Source organism: Actinomadura violacea, assembly GCF_017573465.1.
Taxonomy (GTDB): domain Bacteria; phylum Actinomycetota; class Actinomycetes; order Streptosporangiales; family Streptosporangiaceae; genus Spirillospora; species Spirillospora violacea.
Genome location: NZ_JAGEPF010000001.1, coordinates 363,326 through 379,848, shown reverse-complemented (window position 1 = coordinate 379,848; position 16,523 = coordinate 363,326). Strand labels below are relative to the sequence as shown.

13 protein-coding genes are annotated in these 16,523 nt (G+C 69.3%); 5 read left to right on the top strand and 8 right to left on the bottom strand.

Annotated elements, in window-relative coordinates:
• Positions 1-15: 15 nt before the first annotated feature.
• Positions 16-642, bottom strand: coding sequence for a TetR/AcrR family transcriptional regulator (locus J4709_RS01870; RefSeq protein ID WP_208236144.1), 627 nt, complete (start codon positions 640-642; stop codon positions 16-18).
• A gap of 55 nt (positions 643-697) precedes the next feature.
• Here J4709_RS01870 and J4709_RS01865 point away from each other — a divergent pair, with 55 nt between their 5' ends.
• Both J4709_RS01865 and J4709_RS01860 read left to right on the top strand, forming a co-directional pair.
• A complete protein-coding gene (locus tag J4709_RS01865; protein WP_208236142.1) occupies positions 698-1,588 on the top strand; it encodes an SDR family NAD(P)-dependent oxidoreductase in 891 nt (296 codons plus the stop codon).
• An 84-nt stretch (positions 1,589-1,672) separates the two neighbouring features.
• Positions 1,673-3,727: a hypothetical protein gene (locus J4709_RS01860; RefSeq protein WP_208236140.1), complete on the top strand. Its 2,055-nt coding sequence runs from the start codon at positions 1,673-1,675 to the stop codon at positions 3,725-3,727.
• Between the two features lie 157 nt (positions 3,728-3,884).
• On the opposite strand, the gene J4709_RS01855 is transcribed toward J4709_RS01860, so the two are convergent.
• The 7 genes from J4709_RS01855 to J4709_RS55365 all read right to left on the bottom strand — a co-directional run bounded on the left by J4709_RS01855 (position 3,885) and on the right by J4709_RS55365 (position 11,966).
• Positions 3,885-4,244, bottom strand: coding sequence for a hypothetical protein (locus tag J4709_RS01855; RefSeq protein ID WP_208236138.1), 360 nt, complete (start codon positions 4,242-4,244; stop codon positions 3,885-3,887).
• Between the two features lie 137 nt (positions 4,245-4,381).
• A complete protein-coding gene (locus J4709_RS01850) occupies positions 4,382-5,962 on the bottom strand; it encodes a putative type IV secretion/conjugal transfer ATPase (RefSeq protein ID WP_208236136.1) in 1,581 nt (526 codons plus the stop codon).
• Positions 5,959-7,440, bottom strand: a complete 1,482-nt coding sequence (locus J4709_RS01845; RefSeq protein ID WP_372442031.1) for an SCO6880 family protein — start codon at positions 7,438-7,440, stop codon at positions 5,959-5,961. The genes J4709_RS01850 and J4709_RS01845 overlap by 4 nt, the downstream gene beginning before the upstream one ends.
• Before the next feature lie 17 nt (positions 7,441-7,457).
• A complete protein-coding gene (locus J4709_RS01840) occupies positions 7,458-8,990 on the bottom strand; it encodes a hypothetical protein (RefSeq protein WP_208236134.1) in 1,533 nt (510 codons plus the stop codon).
• A gap of 316 nt (positions 8,991-9,306) precedes the next feature.
• On the bottom strand, positions 9,307-10,332 hold the full coding sequence (locus J4709_RS01835) for a hypothetical protein (protein ID WP_208236132.1): 1,026 nt from the start codon (positions 10,330-10,332) through the stop codon (positions 9,307-9,309).
• Between the two features lie 68 nt (positions 10,333-10,400).
• The gene (locus tag J4709_RS01830; RefSeq protein WP_208236130.1) at positions 10,401-10,766 is read right to left on the bottom strand and encodes a hypothetical protein; all 366 of its coding nucleotides are present in this window, start codon (positions 10,764-10,766) and stop codon (positions 10,401-10,403) included.
• Between the two features lie 639 nt (positions 10,767-11,405).
• Positions 11,406-11,966 (bottom strand): DUF6668 family protein, encoded by a 561-nt coding sequence (locus J4709_RS55365; RefSeq protein WP_307800865.1) that lies wholly within the window; start codon positions 11,964-11,966, stop codon positions 11,406-11,408.
• 691 nt (positions 11,967-12,657) lie between these two features.
• Between J4709_RS55365 and J4709_RS01820 the strand changes: the two genes are divergently transcribed.
• The 3 genes from J4709_RS01820 (at position 12,658) to J4709_RS55360 (ending at position 16,483) form a co-directional block, all read left to right on the top strand.
• Entirely contained in the window at positions 12,658-13,635 is a 978-nt protein-coding gene (locus tag J4709_RS01820; RefSeq protein ID WP_208236126.1) for a lytic transglycosylase domain-containing protein, read from the top strand.
• Positions 13,636-13,753: 118 nt separating this feature from the next.
• Positions 13,754-14,383, top strand: coding sequence for a hypothetical protein (locus J4709_RS01815; RefSeq protein ID WP_208236124.1), 630 nt, complete (start codon positions 13,754-13,756; stop codon positions 14,381-14,383).
• Between the two features lie 90 nt (positions 14,384-14,473).
• Positions 14,474-16,483, top strand: a complete 2,010-nt coding sequence (locus tag J4709_RS55360) for a type IV secretory system conjugative DNA transfer family protein (protein ID WP_208236122.1) — start codon at positions 14,474-14,476, stop codon at positions 16,481-16,483.
• The last annotated feature ends 40 nt before the right edge of the window (positions 16,484-16,523 follow it).

The window sequence follows — 16,523 nt, the reverse complement described above, 5'->3', positions numbered from 1 at the left end:
GGCCGTACCTCCGCCCTAGCCGGACGAGCCGTCAGCCACGGCGGGCCCCAGGAGGTGGCGGGCGAGGGCGGTGATGCCTGCGATCAGCGTCACGGGGTCCTTCACGTGGTCGTGGACGATGGCCTGGTAGACGAGCCCGAAGGCGCCGTGGATCAGCAGTCCGGCGGCCATCTCGGCGTCGATGTCGTGGCTGACGTCACCGGACTGCTGGCCCAGCCGTATCCCCTCGGCGAAGTTCGCGGCCAGCACGGGGGCGATCTGCGCGGCGTCGTCCGCGACGCTGCCGCGCAGCACCACCCTTGAGCGCTCCGGGTCTTCGAACCAGAACCGGACGGTCGAGTCGATGACGGCCGCCGCCGTCTGCCACCACGAGTCCGCTCCCGGCGCGGCCGACTCCGGCGCGGCACGTTCGAGGAGACCGTCGAGCACCGAGCATCGGAGCTTGAGCAGGACGTCGTCCTTGCTCGTGAAGTAGCTGTAGAAGGTCCCCGTGGCCACCTCGGCCGCGCGGGCGATGTCGGCGATGGCCACGTCGGAGAAGCCGCGGGTCGCGAAGAGCCGGGCCGCCGCCGCGAGAAGGTCGGCCTGCACCTGCTCGGCCGGCTTGCTGGTGCGGCGTCGCCGCTGGGGTGCGTTCGCCATCACCCGATGAGTATGAATGAAGGTCGTTCACGTCCCCAACTCCTTGACTGAATGAATGATGTTCATTCATAGTTGCGTGACGGCCGGCCGGCTCGTCCTCACCCGCTCGCTGATCCGCTTCCAGCGTCAGAAAGGCAGTCCGGACATGGCATTGCCGCCTCCCCGGCCCGACACCACGGCGCTCATCACCGGTGCGTCCTCCGGAATCGGCGCCGCGCTCGCCCGCCGGCTCGCCGCCCGCGGCCACGGCGTCACCCTCGTGGCCCGCCGCCGGGACCGCATCGTCGAACTCGCTCGGCGGCTGTCGGAACGGTACGGAGTGCGAGCCGAGGCGCTGCCCTGCGACCTGCTCGATCCCGTGGCCCGTGAAGAACTCCCCGGCCGCGTCAACGATCTCGGGCTACGCGTCAGTGTGCTCGTGAACAACGCCGGAGTCGCCAGCGGCGGCGACTTCACCGATCAGGACCCCTGCCACGAGATCGACATGGTCCGCCTCAACTGCGAAGCCCTTCTCGGGCTCACCAGCGCGTACGCACCCGGCTTCGAGAAACGGCCCGGCGCCGTCCTCATCGTCGCCTCCGCCTCGGGGTTCGCACCCATTCCGCGGCAGGCGACCTACGCCGCCACCAAGGCCTTCGCGCTGTCTCTCGCCGAGGCTCTGCATTTCGAACTGCGCCCGGCCGGCACCAGCGTCACCGCGCTGTGCCCCGGCCCGGTCAGCACCGAGATCGCGGACGGCTCCCCGACGCTTCGGAACCTGTTCGCGCACGCACCGAGGTTCGCGGTCATCTCCGCTGACCGATGCGCGGCCGCGGCGATCCGGGGACTGGAGAAGAACAAACGCGTCGTCGTTCCCAACCCGGCCATCCGGACCGCGTCGTTCTTCAGCCGCAACACACCCCACCGCGTGCTGCTCCCCGCCACCCGGATGTTCTACCGGATGTGACGCACCCAGGGCATCCGGCCGTCCATGCGCCCAAGATCGGCGGATGCCCTTCCCGGCCGGTTCGGCCTCACCCAGAATGGGCCCGTGGCGGATCTGCGGGCGGGCTGGGCGGTGCGGGGCAAGCCCCCTGGCAGTTACGACGAATACCGGGTGACCGGTTGCGGCGGGCCGGACTTCAGTGCCACCGATTACGCGCATATCCTGCGGCATTTCGCGCTCGGCACGCCGTCGCCGGGACGATCGGGGCCAGCCGCGCTGCCATGGATCACGATCAGCGAGGTGCGCGGCGCCGACGACGGAACCCGCATCGGCATCGCACTGGAGGACTGGACGGGCGAGGCCGACGGCGCCGGCCGTCCGATCGCGGAGACTCGCTACTTCTGCGTCCCGTACGAGGCTTTGCGCGCGGCGCCGGTGTCGTATGCGGGACTGTATGAGGCGCTCGCCGCGGCGGCGCCGCCGTTTCCCGCCGACGGCCTCGACCTGCACGTCCCCGCCCTCGACCCGACGGAGCCTGCGGCGACGATCGAGCGGTTCGGGGTCCAGCGGGTAGCGGCGGCGGCGTCACTGCTGCTCGACGGCCCCGTCACCATCACCAATGCCCCCGACCTCAGCGCCTCGGACCGGCTCGCGTTCCTCGACGCCGTCGCTGCTCTGTTGCCGTACGGCTGGCGCACCCGGTTCAGCGCCGCCACCTGGGACCAGAGCGGCAACCGCAACGTGTCCCTGGCGTTCGCGCGGCGGGTCCGCGACCGCACCACCGAGTTGGATTGGCGGACGCCCCGGCTCCCGGAACGCAGCAATGCCGGGCGCGCGTACGCCCGGATGCTCGTCGAGTTGCTCGGAGAAGGGGGCCGCTCGCCTGCAGACGTCATCGCGCATCTCGCGGCGGCGGGCGAGCCGTTGGCCGACGCCGATCCCGGCACCGCGATCCATGTTCTCGGCCGGCCGGTCGCGGTGGTGCAGGACCAGCGCGACCTCGTCGACGTGCGGGAGTTGCTGCGCAGCGGGCGGTACCGAGAGTTGGCGGACGCGCGGTCCGTCCTGTCCGAGCTGATCCGGGCGGACGACCCCGGGGACGTGCCGCTGCTGCGCGGATGCTGGACGGCCATCGCCGGGACGAGCGACGCGCCGTATCGAGAGCTGTGCGGCGCGGCGCGGCGCGTCGTGTGGGGCGGGGCCGCTGCGGTGGACGGGCGGAACGCGGCCCAGTACGTCGAGCTGGCCGGCGACCTCGGCCGCGCCGACGATCTGCTCGCCGTCCTCCTCGGTCCGGCCGGGCGCGGCGAGGACGAGACCGTCGGTGCGGCAACGGCGGCGCTGATCGTCCTCGATGCGGTCGACCCGGCGGCGGCCGCGCGGTGGCCCGCGACGCTCGACGCGCTCGCCGCGAGCCCCGGCGTGTTGTGCGCCCTGATCACGGAACTGGCGTTCGGACCGCCGGACTCGCTCGTCGCCTGGTTCAGGATGCTCACCCGGCATCTGCCCGAGTCGCTGCTCGACCCGTTCTGCGATGTGCTGTTCGTCCCGCTACGTCCGGCCGAGCCGAAAGGCCTGGAAGCACTCGCCGAGCACGGCACCGGCTGCGTGAGCGACCTGGTCACGCTCGCGTCCGATATGCAGCGGCTCGGCTACGTCCTGCCGGGCCTCGCGGACTGGCTGACGGCGCGGGATCGGGTGCCCGCCAACGAGCGCATGCAGCTCACCATCCGGCTGACGCAGGCCAGATCCTCCGAACCCGATGAGCGCGGGGTGCTGGACGGGCTGCTGCTGTGGCTGGGCGCTCCGCCGCGCCACGTCACCGGCGTCCGCGCCGGCGGCCATGAGGGGTACTGGGACGGCTTCCGGTCGGTATGGACGCGCACCATGCCCGCCCCCCGCACCGACCGGCGCCCCGAGATCCTCGCGTCGTGGGTGCGGGCGGGCGGCTGGGCCGGGTCGGCCGGCGGCGCCGACGCCGTCCTGCGGCTCGTCCGCGAGTTGACCGCCGGGCTTCCCGACGAAGGGCGGCCGCTGGCGCGCGCGTTGCTCGCCGCCCGCGCGCGTGTGCCCGGCATCGACCGTGCCGCCATGTACCGGATCTGGTGGGACGAGGCCGTTCGGCGCTGCCCGGAACTCCTAGAGGAGTTTTCCGCGTGACCCCAGAAGAATGCGCGGAGCCCGGGGTCGCTCGCTAATTTTCAATGTAAATTGCACCTGCTCCCCTGACCGGCGCCGTTGGCGACCAAGGGAGCAGGGCCTCTTAGGTGGGACTGCTGGAGGCAGCCTCAATGGCTACTGTCCGGGGTTCGGACGTTCACGCATCCCCGGGGTTAACCGTTCCGGCGCTCAGTTCGGGCTCCGGGTCCAGGACGCGGGCGATGACCGCTGCGGAGCCGCGCACATCGTCCGCCGTGCCGATCTTCGAGCCCCACTCCCACCAGAAGCAGAGGACGTCGCCGGACAGCGGGTCCGGGTAGCACTTCACCCGCTCGCTGAACCAGCCGGTCTTGGGGTTGACGACCCGGACCCATGCACCTCCCGCCGTGCGCTCGGCCCGGGCCCGCATTTGTTGTTGAGAATTCAACTCCATGGCCAGCCGTTCCAGGAACCCGTAGGGCTCCCTTTCCGGTCCTTGGAGCTCGTCCGCCGATTGGTCGCCGTTGACCAGGCTCATTCCGGTCCATACCTCCGTGGCCGAGATTCAACGTTGCGGTCGGATCTCGATGCGGTGAACAAGTGCCTTCGTAAGGCACCGTCCGGGCATCGCGGGTCACCGCAACATTCACTTCCGGGCCACGCCGGTCACAGGGATCAGGCGGGCGGCCTCGTGGTGGAGTTGACCCAGCGCTTGTTGGTGTCGTTGACGTCCTTTTCGACGCTCGTGAGCTCCACCTTGAACGGGATGCCGGGACGGCCGCCGACCTTGACCAGGAACCTGCCGCGCCCCGGAGGCTCGCTGTCCTCCTTGAGGTCGGGGTTCCAGGACGGCGGCGTCGACCAGTCGACGATCATGCGCTCCTCGATGGACGACAGCCGGACCACCTCGTTCACCATCGGCATCTCGGCCTGCGGCAGCCCGCCGCAGATCACCATGCCGGCGCGTTCGGCGAAGCCCTTGGCCTTCATCCGGTCGGACTCGTCGGCCAGCGACAGCAGGTCGGCCATGGTGTGCGTGATCATCACCTGGCCGGCGCCGCGCTGCCGGTTGAGGCGGGTGAGGGCGTCGACCCGGTCCACCAGGCCGCGCCCGGACCGCAGCACCCGCCACAGCTCGTCGAGGACGACGAAGAAGTGCCGCCGGGGTCCAAGGCCCTCGTCGGCCAGCGCGTGCGCGGCCTCGATCGACGCGAAGCCGTCCGACCAGCACGCCAGCAGGACGGCGGCCTGCAGTTCGGCGTCGGAGTCGTCGATCCCGCTGATGTCGATGCAGACGCCGCCCGGGTTGTCCAGCTGGATCGCGGTGGTGGTGTGGCGCGCGAACGTCTCGCCCATCGGCCCGTCCATCACCCCGAGCAGCGAGGCGTGCAACGGGTCGACGGCCGTGCGGTAACGCACCTCGTCGCCGCGCGCCAGGGTGACCGAGCGGAGCCGTTCGGGCCCGTCGTCGATCACCTTGATGAGGTCGGACAGGATCGGTACGCCCTGGTGGCGCTCGTCCAGCACCCGCAGTGCGGCGTTGAGGACGGTGCGCTCGGTGTCGGCGATCGGCGCCCCGCGCACGATCGTGAGCAGCGCGGCGACCATGTTCAGCCGGCGTCCGTGCGCATCGGCGATCAGCTTGGTCCTCGCCCCTTCGGGGAGCCTGGACGCCACGGCGGCCGTCGCGCCGGGATCGAGCACGTTCAGCGATCCCAGCCCGCGGCCGAGCTTGATGATCTGCCCTCCCATGGCCCGGACCAGGTCGACGTAGTCGGGTTTCAGGTCGCCGAGCACCATGGGGAACACCCCCTGGCCGACAAGGCCCAGCAGCATCCGGCGGATCATGGTCGACTTGCCCAGCCCCGGTTTGCCCAGGACCAGGGCGGACGGGTTGTGGATCAGGTTGGCGCGCTGGAACCACGAGATCGGATCGCAGCACAGCGCGGCGCCGCTGATCAGCTCCCGGCCGAGCGGCACGCCCACCATGGGAGTTCCCGTCCCGGCCGCGAACGGCCACAGCCCGCAGACCTGGACCGTGGTGCCGCGCCACTCCGAAGGCATCTCCACGTAGGAGACCCGGCCTCCGCCACGGCGGGCGAAACCCCTGTACCCGGGTACGCGTACGCCCTTGTCGGTCTTCTTGTTCTTGTCGTTCTTGTTGTTCTTGCGCTTCTTCCCGCGCTTCCCGCCCTTCCCGCCGCTCTCTTCGGCCGGCGGCTCTCCGTCCAGAACCGATTCCTCCGGACCGCTCACAGGGACTCCCTCACCAGCGCGGGAACTTGAAGATGCTCAGGAAGCACGATCCCGACCGGAAGCGCGGCCGCGAACGCCGACGCCTGCGAGCCGTACATCCGCCGCAGCCGCAGGCGCGCGGGAGCCGAGAGCGTGTCGACGGCCGCCGCCGCGACCGGAAGCTCCTCGGCCGAGTGGACGGTGGCGGTGACGAGGATGGTGAACCGGGTCACTCCGGCGCCCCTGGCCTCCTCGATGGCCGACTGGTCGCTCTTGATGACGTCGATCTCGCTGCGGGCGGCGCTCGCGGCCCCGTCGAGGCGGAACCGCGAATCCTTGCGGTCCCGCTCGACGATCCGGGCGGCGGAGGCGGGATTGTGCGGCCGGTAGAGGAAGGTGACGCGCTTACGGGCGATGTCGGGGTGCGGCGCCACCAGACCGTTCATCACGCTGGACAGCACCTCGCCGCGAGGCGCCTCCGACATGCCCCACGTCACGGAGCAGCCGCTGTCGTGAACGTAGTGGTCCCAGGATTCCTGCGCCGCGACCGGCCCGGCGTTCTCCCAGTGCGCCGATTCGCCTTCACCGGACTCGATGTCCGACTGCGCGCCCGGGTCGTAGGCGATCCGCACGGCTTCGGCGAGCTGGTGGGCGGTCATCGGGCGCGCGGATCCGGCGCCGGTCATCTCCAACCCGGAGATCAGCCCGGGGATGCGCATCCCGATCTGCCGCACCATCGCGTCCTGGTCACGACGCTTGCCGCCGAGATGCGGCAGGGTCGCATAGGTGACCGCGATACGGGTGGAGACCCTGGCGCTTCCGACCGGGTAGTTCCACACGATCTCTTCCAGGGCCGCCCGGGCCAGTTCCGGAGCGTTCGGATCGGTATTGGCGTAGACCTCCTGCCGGAGACGGTGGCCGAGGTCGGGCGCCGTCTCGATGGTCACGCTCGCGCCGACCAGGCCGGGCTCGTAGGCGAGTGCGGCCAGCCAGTGCCCCCAGTGGGCGACCCATACGTCGATCTGCTCCTGATCGACCAGCGCCGCCCCGTCGGCGTTGCACTCAAACACCACGGTGTAGTGCCTGGTCGCCGGGACCACCACCAGGGCGAACGGGCGCCCGTAGGAGTCGTGTCCCTCCACCAGGCGGGAGGCGGCGAGCAGCCCCGGGAGCCGGCACGAGCCGTGGGAGACGACGCCGAGAGGTCCCGAGCGGTAGAGATGCCACCCCTGGGAACGGCCCCACCACCAGTTCGACCGCGCCGTGAGCGACTGGAGCGCGGTCCTGCCGTGCTGGTCCTGGATGACCAGGGGAAGCATGAGCAGTCCGAGCACGCCGGCACCGATCAGGCCGGCCACCGGCATCACCGTCGCGATCAGGGTGACGATGATCAGCCCTGCCATGAGGATCAGGGTGCCGGCCAGTCCCAGCCGCCCGATTCCCGGCGAGACGGGTCTACGCCAGTTCCCGTACGTGGGTTCGCGATAGTCGGAAGGCACGTCGGCTCACCTCATTCCTATGTTCCCGAGTTGCCGGTCGGACCGGAAGTGTTTTCGCCCCCGCCGCCTCTGCGGCCGGTTCCGTCGTTGCCGCTCGGGCCGGACCCGTCACGGGGGATGATGATCCTTTGATTGGCGTTCTGGTTGGGGTTGGCGCTCTCAACGGGAGCTTGGAAGTCCCGCGCCCCCCAACCGTCGACCGGACCGCGGACGCCGTCCGCGACGTCCCGGGGTCCGCCCCAAACGGGCGCGCCGCTCGGGCTGGTGTAGGCCGTGCGGTTCTGAGTGCTCGGGCCTGGAACCGTCCCGCTTGTCGAGGTACCCGGGGCCCCGGTCGTCGAGCTGCCCGTAGGGCCGTTGGCTCCGGAGGTGCCGGGGACACCCCCCGTGCCGGGAGCGCCGCCGGCCCCGGGAGCACCCCCAGTGCCGGGAGCGCCGCCGGCCCCAGGAGCACCACCTGCGCCGGGAGCACTGGTCCCAGGTGCGCCAGTTGTCCCGGGAGTACCGGTCCCACGTGGACCGCCTGCCCTGGGAGTACCGGATCCGGGAGTGCCAGGTCCAGGCGTCCTGCGCGAGGGCCTGGTGCCCCCGGGAGTACCAGGCCCCGAAGTAGTGCGATTGCCGGCTGTGGTGCGGTTGCCGCCCGTAGGACCGAACAGGAAGCTCCTCAGCCTGCCTGCCCCTTGCCGGGCGCCCGTCACGACGTTGTCACCCCTGACGGCGTTCAGGGCACTACCGCCGAACATGAAGTGACCGACCTGGCGGAGGCCGAAGAAGCTGTTGTCCTCGGCGACCTGAGGCATGACGGCCCGCAGCGTGGCCGGTAGCGCGAAAATCGCGCCACCGACGAGAGCGAGGCCGAAAAGACGGTCCGCTTTGCTGCCCGACTGCATCAGGTCCAACGCCGCAGCGTAGATCGTTGCGGCGACCGGCTTGAAGAGAACCCACGAGATGAGCCAGCCGACGCTTCTCTTGTAGGCACGGTTCCCGTAGGAGGTGAACCTCGTTGCGGCGATCGCCGGAAGTGTACCGACCAAGATGATGAGAGCGCCGCTCCGGAACAGCATCAGAACGAACTGCACCAACGAGGAGATCAGCGCGGCAATCGCGAAGAATCCGAGCAGGAACATCGTTCCTGTGCCATTAAAGAAGTTGAGATTGTCAAGCCAGTTCGCGGTCCAGTCCCCGTCCTTCGGTGTCACGTCCTGGAGGATCCACGTAGAGTATCTGTCACTCGCGATGCTCGCCAGGTTTACCGCGGTGGCCAGAGTGAAAACGACGATGGCCAGCTCAAAGAAATGCGAGATCGCTTCTCGGAAAGGTTCGCCCTTGCGCTGGATGGCGACCCGGAACGCCGCGACGAGAAAGCCCGCCATCGCACCCAAGAAGGTGAACAGGTTGGTGTGCTCGCGCAGCGAGTTAAGTACGCCGCCCTCGCTATCGCCGCCAAAGTTGACACTATAAGCGGTGTCGCTCATCCACCATGTCAGGTTCGTCTGGAGGCTTTCGAGCGCACCCTTGGTGACCCCCTTGATGAACCAGAGGGTCATACCATTAAGAATGCTTTCGATGGGATCCGAACCGGGCTGGCTCACCCAGCCGGGCGTGAATGGATCCGGTGCAAACAAGACGAACCTCCAAGTCAAGCCGGTCGCCCAAGAAAAGGAATGCGATGAGAAGTTGCCGGGCACCGTCACCGGAGTCGCAAGTAACCGTCGCCCTCAGTCGCGCCCGGAAACAGCCTGTCGTCCCTCTTTGGCTTTCTGTCGCGTTCCAATCCGCCGCCGGATCGCATCGGGGCCGAACTCTTTCTTCGCATCACGGTCGACGTGGCCCTCCGCCGGACGGGGCGTGGCCATCAGGCGCCTAGAGTGGATCGACCACAAGACTGATGAAGGCGAGGGCGAGTCCGGAGCCCGCGACGACGCACGCGATCATGACCCAGGTGAAACCGGTGGCGTGCGCGCCGGCCTCACCTCTCTTGTGCTTGATCGCGGCCTTGGCCCCGACGATCACGATCCCTACCTCACACCCGACCAGAACAGTCCATTTCAAATAGCCGAGCAATATCTTGATCGGTTCGGCGGTTGCGCCTGCTTTACCTGCATGGCGCTGGGACAGGACAGGCCTGTCGTTGATGTCCGCAGGGTCGCCGCCGGGAGGTTTTATTCCATTTGGCTTTCCTATGTCGAAAACATTCTTGTCGCCTCCTCCTGTACTGAGCTTGCCGCCGGTGTCGGCAACGCACTGGTTGCGAGCCGCCGCCGTCAGGTCGGTACAAGGATCCTTCGCCGGCTTATCATTGCCCTTTTCACAATAATCTCCAGCCGGCCCCGGCACGGACTTGCAAGCATCACCGTCCGCGCCTTTGCAGTCGGAGCTGTCCTTCCCGGATTTCTGTTCGCAATAGGCGTCGGGAAATCGAGCAGTGGTACTGGTATTGCACCACCCTTCCCCGTGATCTGTGATCAGGCAGACCTTGAATCTGTACGTCTTGTTCTTGTCATAATGAGGAATCGCCCTCTCCTGGCAATGCCCCTTTCCGCCTTCGTACACATAGGCCACCCCGCTCGACCCGTCGAAGATCTTGGCGTCCACGGCGTGGTCGTCCGCCTCGTGGTCGCAGATCCTGATCCGGCCCTTGTTCGGAGCCCATTGAAGGTAGCCGCCGGGATCTGAGTCACGGGTGTGGATCGATTCCGTCTTGCACCAGTAGCCGTCATTGCAAAATGCAGGAGGGAGAGGAGACCCAAGGCGGGCGGTGGCCGACGTCGCCGCCAGATCACCCGCAGCCGGAGCGAGGGGAGCCGCCTCAGCGGTGCGCACACCGAAAAGGCTGATCACGCTAAGGCCGATCCCCAGCATCATGACGACGGCAGGCAGGATCATCATGCACCGACGCGGCGATGATGTGCCCTGCCGCGGCCCTCCGCGTGCTGCGCGGACGGGCCGGAAGGTCATCAGCCCCCACCCCCGGCGAGCGACGACACGATCTGGTGCGCGGTCATGATGACGACGGTGGCGAACCCCACGATGGCCATGCTTCCGACATGGCCGCCCCCTTCGCCCCTCTTGTGCTGAAGCGCCATTCTGGCGCCGATGACGATGAATCCCACCACGCAGCAGAGAAGGGCGCCCCACATCCCCCACTGGACCATCTTGAACAGCGCGGCCTTGAACGGCGGTTCTGAGGAACCACCGGGATCCGGGACCACGTTCGTGCCGGGGTCGGCGGATGCCGGTGGGTCGTGGGGTCCGGCGAGGGGAAGGAGGTGTGACACATGGTGGGCCAGGGCGGCCGTCTGCGAGATCATCACATCGAGCATGCGCGTCCTCCAAGATGACGTGGTTGAGACTTCGAGCCGGCCGCGTGCAGGCCGATGACGGATCGGCGTGCTCCGGGAGGCACGGCGCGGAGGAGCCGGAGCCGTTGGTGCACGCGACGGGGAACGTCCTGGGCCGTCCAGTGGGATCGGCCACCGGACAGTGCCGGACGGTTCCGTCCGGGGTTTCCGGTATGGGGCACGAGGACGGCCAGGGCAGCGGCCGGCTCCTTGATGACCTGGAGAGGAAGGGAGCGCGGGAACAAGGCCGATGCAACCGGCGAAGGCCCGGCGCACCCGGCGCCGGTGCCGCCGGACGTCCGCCGTGGTCGGGCTGTGTCCGCCACTCGCATGATTGATGGCCCCCTCTCAGAAGGGGCTCACTCCGCCGGCCAGGGCTGGACCGACGAGACGAGCACCTCCCGAGCACCGTTCTGCTCTACGTTCAGAACGGTCCGCGAGCCGGTGTGATCGGCAACCATCGGGGGACACAAAATCTGGCAGGAAACTCGGCGGCGCGCGGAAGTTCCGCGAGGCGGACACCCACCGTGAACGTCCTGACACCGATACCGGACCGGCCGGGCGGCTCGAGCCCGGCCGCACTTCCCTGATCAGCCCGGAAACCGGTGACGGAACCCCAGGTCAGTTATCCGGCCCCGCGGAAATCGCACCGGCCATGTCGCGGATCAGACGTGAGTAGGCAGAGGGAAGTTTCACCGCATTCGGAGGTTCACCGAGACGGAAACCCTCCACCCACGGAAGGTCCCACACTTGGGGCACGCCGCCGGTGATCAGCTGCAGGAGATCCGTCAGCGGCTTCGGACGTTTCCCGGGGGCGTCGGCGACCACCACGAGGCCGAGCAGCTGCACGCTCGGGAGCCCCCGCGCGGCCCACTGGCGCATGGCCGCCTGGGCGGCCAGCAGTCCCGACGCGTGGCCGCGTGCGACCAGCAGCACCCGCGATCGTCCCTGCGGTACGGGTACCGGCCAGTAGCGTCCCGCGCTCCCGCAGGCGGGAAGAAGGGCCGCAAGGGTGGACGCTCCGGCGCCGCCATGACATGAGGAGAGCCAGAGAGCGGGGCCTTGACCGCTGTAGGTGACCACCCCGAGCGCGCTCTTCGGCGAAGGCCCTCGCTCCGCCGGGACGACCCCCTGCGCAACGAAGGCTCCAGCTGGGCGCACCTGCTGCTGAGAGGGATACATCGCTGTGCCCGGCGCGCTCCCCGGGGCGGCTTTCCCGCGCGGTCGGGCGCCGCTCGGCGATGGTCGCATCACCATGCCCCCTAAGAGAAGTTGCGAGCCGCTCCGCACGTTCGAGGTCGACCGTGCGCCGGTCACCGGCATCGTCAACCGACGAGACGCTCGGCTCTCCGGCTCCTGCGCGTCGCCGCGGCTGCTCCATCCTACGGTCCGGACGGTGGTTCGCCGCGCTCGCCGGAGCCCGGTCCCACCGCCGGGACGAGCACGGCCGCCTGAAGCGGCTTGCATAACCGCCCGATGACCGCACTGTCTTGATCGGCGGGTCACAGGGGAGGTGGGACATGGCGGGAGGGCAGGCCGACGGCGCCGGCTCCGCGCTTCGCCACCACGGCGGGAGATCGGCGGTGTCACCACCGATCGCACGGTGTCGCCTCACCGACCGTTCCAAGAGCAGTGCCCAATGAGAAAAGTCTTTTGGCTGAGGCTCATAGCCGGGCTGGGCTGCTCGGGGTCCGCCGTCCTTGTGGTGCTCCTTTGCGTTGCCGCGGTCGTGGTCGCCAAGATGCAAGAAGACCCCCTCGGCATCCTTCCTGCCTGTGCCCCGGCGAATCCCGCCGGGCCGGATCTGCTGAGCAACGCGCCGAAACCGAAACCCTCGAAGACGGGCCCGAGCACGCTGCCCGCCGCTTACACCATGAGTTCCGGCGCTGAACCGCTCGGCGGCGGGACCGTGCGGAACGTCGCGCTGGCGCGCGGAAGCTCCGCGAACACCATTCCCTCGAACTACCTCAAGTTCTACAAGGCCGCGTCCGTGGACCCGAGGTTCGGCGGAATCCCCTGGTATGTGCTCGCCGGGATCGGAAAGGTCGAGACCGACCACGGCCGTTCCACTCTTCCGGGCGTGCATTCGGGGGAGAACTACGCCGGCGCGGGCGGCCCGATGCAGTTCCTGCAAAGCACCTGGATCGACAATAGGATCGACGGGCCCGGGCCGGACGGCAAGCCCAACGGCACCGAGAGCCGCTACGACCCGGCGGACGCGATCTTCACCGCCGCCAACTACCTGCACAAAAGCGGCGCGCCCTCGAACACCAGGAAGGCGATCTACGCCTACAACCACTCCTGGTCCTATGTGGACCTGGTGCTGTCGTGGGCCAAGAAGTACGGCGGGAACGACTTCTCCCTCGACAATTCCAACAACGCCGGGATGGCGTGCAGCGGCGGCGGGTTCGGCGAGGGCGGCAGCTATGCGCCCGGATCGGTCTGCCGCGACGCCGCGGGATTCGTCGCGGGCCACATCACGAAACGGATGGCCTGCGTACGGGACCAGATCAAGACCAAGTTCACGGTGCCGCGCGGGATCGGCTGCTACCGCGCGGACGGCGGCATCCCCGGCGGCGGCGAGCACCCCCTCGGCCGCGCCTGCGACTTCATGATCAGCTCCGGATCGCCCAACGCCGACGAGGTCAAACTCGGCTACAGCATCGCCAACTGGGCCAAGGCCAACGCCAGCCGCCTCGGGATCGACTACATCATCTACCGCCAGCACATCTGGAACCCCACCCGGGCCCGCGAGGGGTGGCGGCTGATGCCGGACCGCGGCGGGCTGACGGCCAACCACTACGACCACGTCCACATCTCCGTGCTGGCGGGCGACAAGTTCAACGCCTGACCCGCAGCACGCCTTCGCGCACGACTTCAGGAGGATCCCATGGCCGCCCCCGGCCGCCCACCGCGCGCCGCTCTCGTCGCCGCGCTCCGGCTCGCCATGACGGCGAAGGCCTGAGCGGATGGCCGACCAGGAACGAGCGTCCGTACCACGGCCCGGGCTCGGCTGCGTGGCGGTCGTGGCCGTAGTGCTCGCCTTGGCGTACGTCCTTCCGCAGCGGTTGAAGTCGGACGGCGGCAAAGCGGACGCGCCGTCCGTCCCCTCCGCCTCCGCTACGGCCCCGTCCGCCCCGGCCGCGATCGCGCCCGCGCCCACCGCCACTCCGCACGGCGGCCTCCCCGACCCGAAGACCGTCGACCGCGGTGACGCGACCGCGGTCTCGCGGGCGGCCGTCCAGGTGATGTGGACGGTCGATGCCGCGGGCGACCGCGACCAGCTCGACGCCTACCTGCGAGCCAGGCCGTACCTGTCCGCGAAGTACGCCAAGGCGCTGAACGCCGAACCGGTCGGGGCGGTGCCCTCCCTCTGGCGCGACCACCGCGCCTACGCCCGGGTCCGCCTGACGCTCGAGGCCATCGAGGACGGTGTCGGCGCCGACACCGCCACCACCGCCCATCGCCAATGGGCCGTCACCGTCACTCCCACCGGCCGGGACGGCTGGAAGGGGGCGCCCGTCCACGCGACGGCCTTCGTCACCCTGGCCCGCGGGAACGACGGCGGCTGGCAGATCTCGGAGGTCACCACGGCATGACCAGGGCGAGGCTCATGGGCACCGGCCGGCAGTTGCGCTCGCCGTGCCCCGGGAACGGGCGCATCCGGACACCACGATCGAGGAGGTTCTGTGGCCGGTAATGACGACGATGACGTGTACACGCTCTTCATCGGCATCGGCCTGCTGGTCGTGCTGCTGGGCGGAGCGAGCAGTTTCCTGACCTGGCTGGCGGGTCAGGTGTCCGGTGTCATCACGGGCGGTGGGTGGCCGGACTCCGACCCCACCGACTGCATCGGCATCGCCTTCAGGCTCCTGACCCATCCGAGCGATCCGCACAGCGCATGGCCGCCCGCCGCCGCGGCGGCCCTGGGGTCCGCGCCGATCTTCTTCTCCCTGCTCTTCGTGTTCCTCGCGGTGGCGGCGGTGGGGACGTACTTCCTGGTACGGCTGTTCCTCAACTTCCGGCGCCGCAGGACGGTCCGCCGGTTCCGGCTCGGCTACGCCTCCGGCTGGGAGGTCCGCAAGCTGCTGAGCGCCCAGCGGGTGCAGAGCATGGCCTGGCAGGTCCGTCCGTCCACGCACGGGCAGCCCCCGCGCTCGATCCCGCCGGAGGAGGTCGGCTTCTACCTCGGCAAGGACATCCGGTCCCGGCGCAAGCTGTACGCGTCCATCGAGGACATGGCGATCTTCATCTCCGCGCCGCGGCAGGGCAAGGACGTGCACTTCGTCACGCCGTTCACCATCGACGCCCCGGGCCCCGTCATCGTCACCTCCAGCCGGCGGGAGACGTTCATCAACACCGCCATGATCCGGGCGCAGTACGGCGAGGTCTACGTGTTCGACCCGTGGAACTGGACCGGATGGCCGAACCGCATGCGCTGGTCACCGCTGCAGGGGTGCGAGGACCCGAACGTGTGCGCGGTCCGGTCCGGCACGCTCGTGGAGTCGAGCGGCTTCTCGATCGGCCGGGAAGGCGGCACCGTGCTCAGCGGCGTCATCACCATCATCCGGTGCCTGCTGCACGCCGGCGCGATCGGCAGGGTCAACTTCCGGGAGGTGATGCGCTGGATCTACGAGGCGAACGGGGAGGAGGCGCTCGAGATCCTGCGGCAGGGCGAACGGGAAGGCCGGACCGCCCCGGGGTACACGGGGCAACTGGAGTTCAACATGCGGAACGAGGGCCTGTGGCCCGGGGTGATGCAGGTCATGCATGCCTTCTCGCATCCCCCCGTCCTGGAGGACTGCTCGCCGGAGCCCGGGGAGGAGTTCGACTTCGCCAAGTTCCTCAAGGGCCGGAACACCCTGTACTTCGTCGCGAAGAGGCAGCCCGACTGGGGCGGCATCGCCCCGGTGGTCACCACGATCCTCGAACAGTACTTCCGGTCGGCGCGCGGTGCGGCGATGAAGAACCCGACGGGGCGCCTCGACCCGCCGCTGACCTTCGAGCTCAACCAGGTCGCCGACGTCTTCGTGTCGGGCGGCCTGCCGACCTACATGGGCGAGTCCGGTGGGTACTCCATCTCCGTGCACGTCTACCTGACGTCACTGGCGGAGGCCCGCGCCAAGTGGGGAGCGGACCGCACCGCGGCCCTGCTGGACAACGCCACCATGAAGATCATCTCGGGCGGCGCCGGCACGATCAAGGACATCTCCGACCTCTCCGACCTCGTGGGCAAGCACGATGGGAAGCAGATCCTCAGTCCCGAGGAGCTGCGGACCATGCGCTTCGGCCGCGCCGTCGTCGTCGCCGGCACGGCCCGGCCCGTCGAGATGTGGCTGACCCCCTGGTGGAAGCGCAAGGACAAGGACTCCATCGCCCGCGCCAAGGCGCAGGTCGAGGCGATGATCCAGCAGATGCACGCCCCGCCGCCGCCGCCCGCTCCGCCGTCGCCCGATGATCCGCCGCCCCCCGTCAGGGTCACGGCGACCGTCACCGTCCCGCCATCCGACACCGCAACGGACACGAGCGCCGGCACCGCGACCGACACCGCGACCGACACCAGCGCCGACACCGCATCCGGCACCGGCACGGCACCCGCGGCCGGCAAGGCACCTCGAAGCGGAGCCGCGTCCGGCACAGGCGCCGGCACGCGGGGTGACGATGACGACGGCGACGACGACTCGGCGATCGTGTGGTGACGACGTCCCGGGTTGCGGCGGAGGCCGGCGGCCGGACGGT

Excerpts from the sequence above, each read along its gene's own strand:
- J4709_RS01870 (WP_208236144.1), bottom strand. The coding sequence starts at position 642 with ATGGCGAACGCACCCCAGCGGCGACGCCGCACCAGCAAGCCGGCCGAG.
- J4709_RS01865 (WP_208236142.1), top strand. The coding sequence starts at position 698 with ATGATGTTCATTCATAGTTGCGTGACGGCCGGCCGGCTCGTCCTCACC.
- J4709_RS01855 (WP_208236138.1), bottom strand. The coding sequence starts at position 4,244 with ATGAGCCTGGTCAACGGCGACCAATCGGCGGACGAGCTCCAAGGACCG.
- J4709_RS01840 (WP_208236134.1), bottom strand. The coding sequence starts at position 8,990 with ATGACCCTCTGGTTCATCAAGGGGGTCACCAAGGGTGCGCTCGAAAGC.
- J4709_RS01835 (WP_208236132.1), bottom strand. The coding sequence starts at position 10,332 with ATGATGATCCTGCCTGCCGTCGTCATGATGCTGGGGATCGGCCTTAGC.
- J4709_RS01830 (WP_208236130.1), bottom strand. The coding sequence starts at position 10,766 with ATGCTCGATGTGATGATCTCGCAGACGGCCGCCCTGGCCCACCATGTG.
- J4709_RS55365 (WP_307800865.1), bottom strand. The coding sequence starts at position 11,966 with ATGTATCCCTCTCAGCAGCAGGTGCGCCCAGCTGGAGCCTTCGTTGCG.
- J4709_RS01820 (WP_208236126.1), top strand. The coding sequence starts at position 12,658 with ATGAGTTCCGGCGCTGAACCGCTCGGCGGCGGGACCGTGCGGAACGTC.
- J4709_RS01815 (WP_208236124.1), top strand. The coding sequence starts at position 13,754 with ATGGCCGACCAGGAACGAGCGTCCGTACCACGGCCCGGGCTCGGCTGC.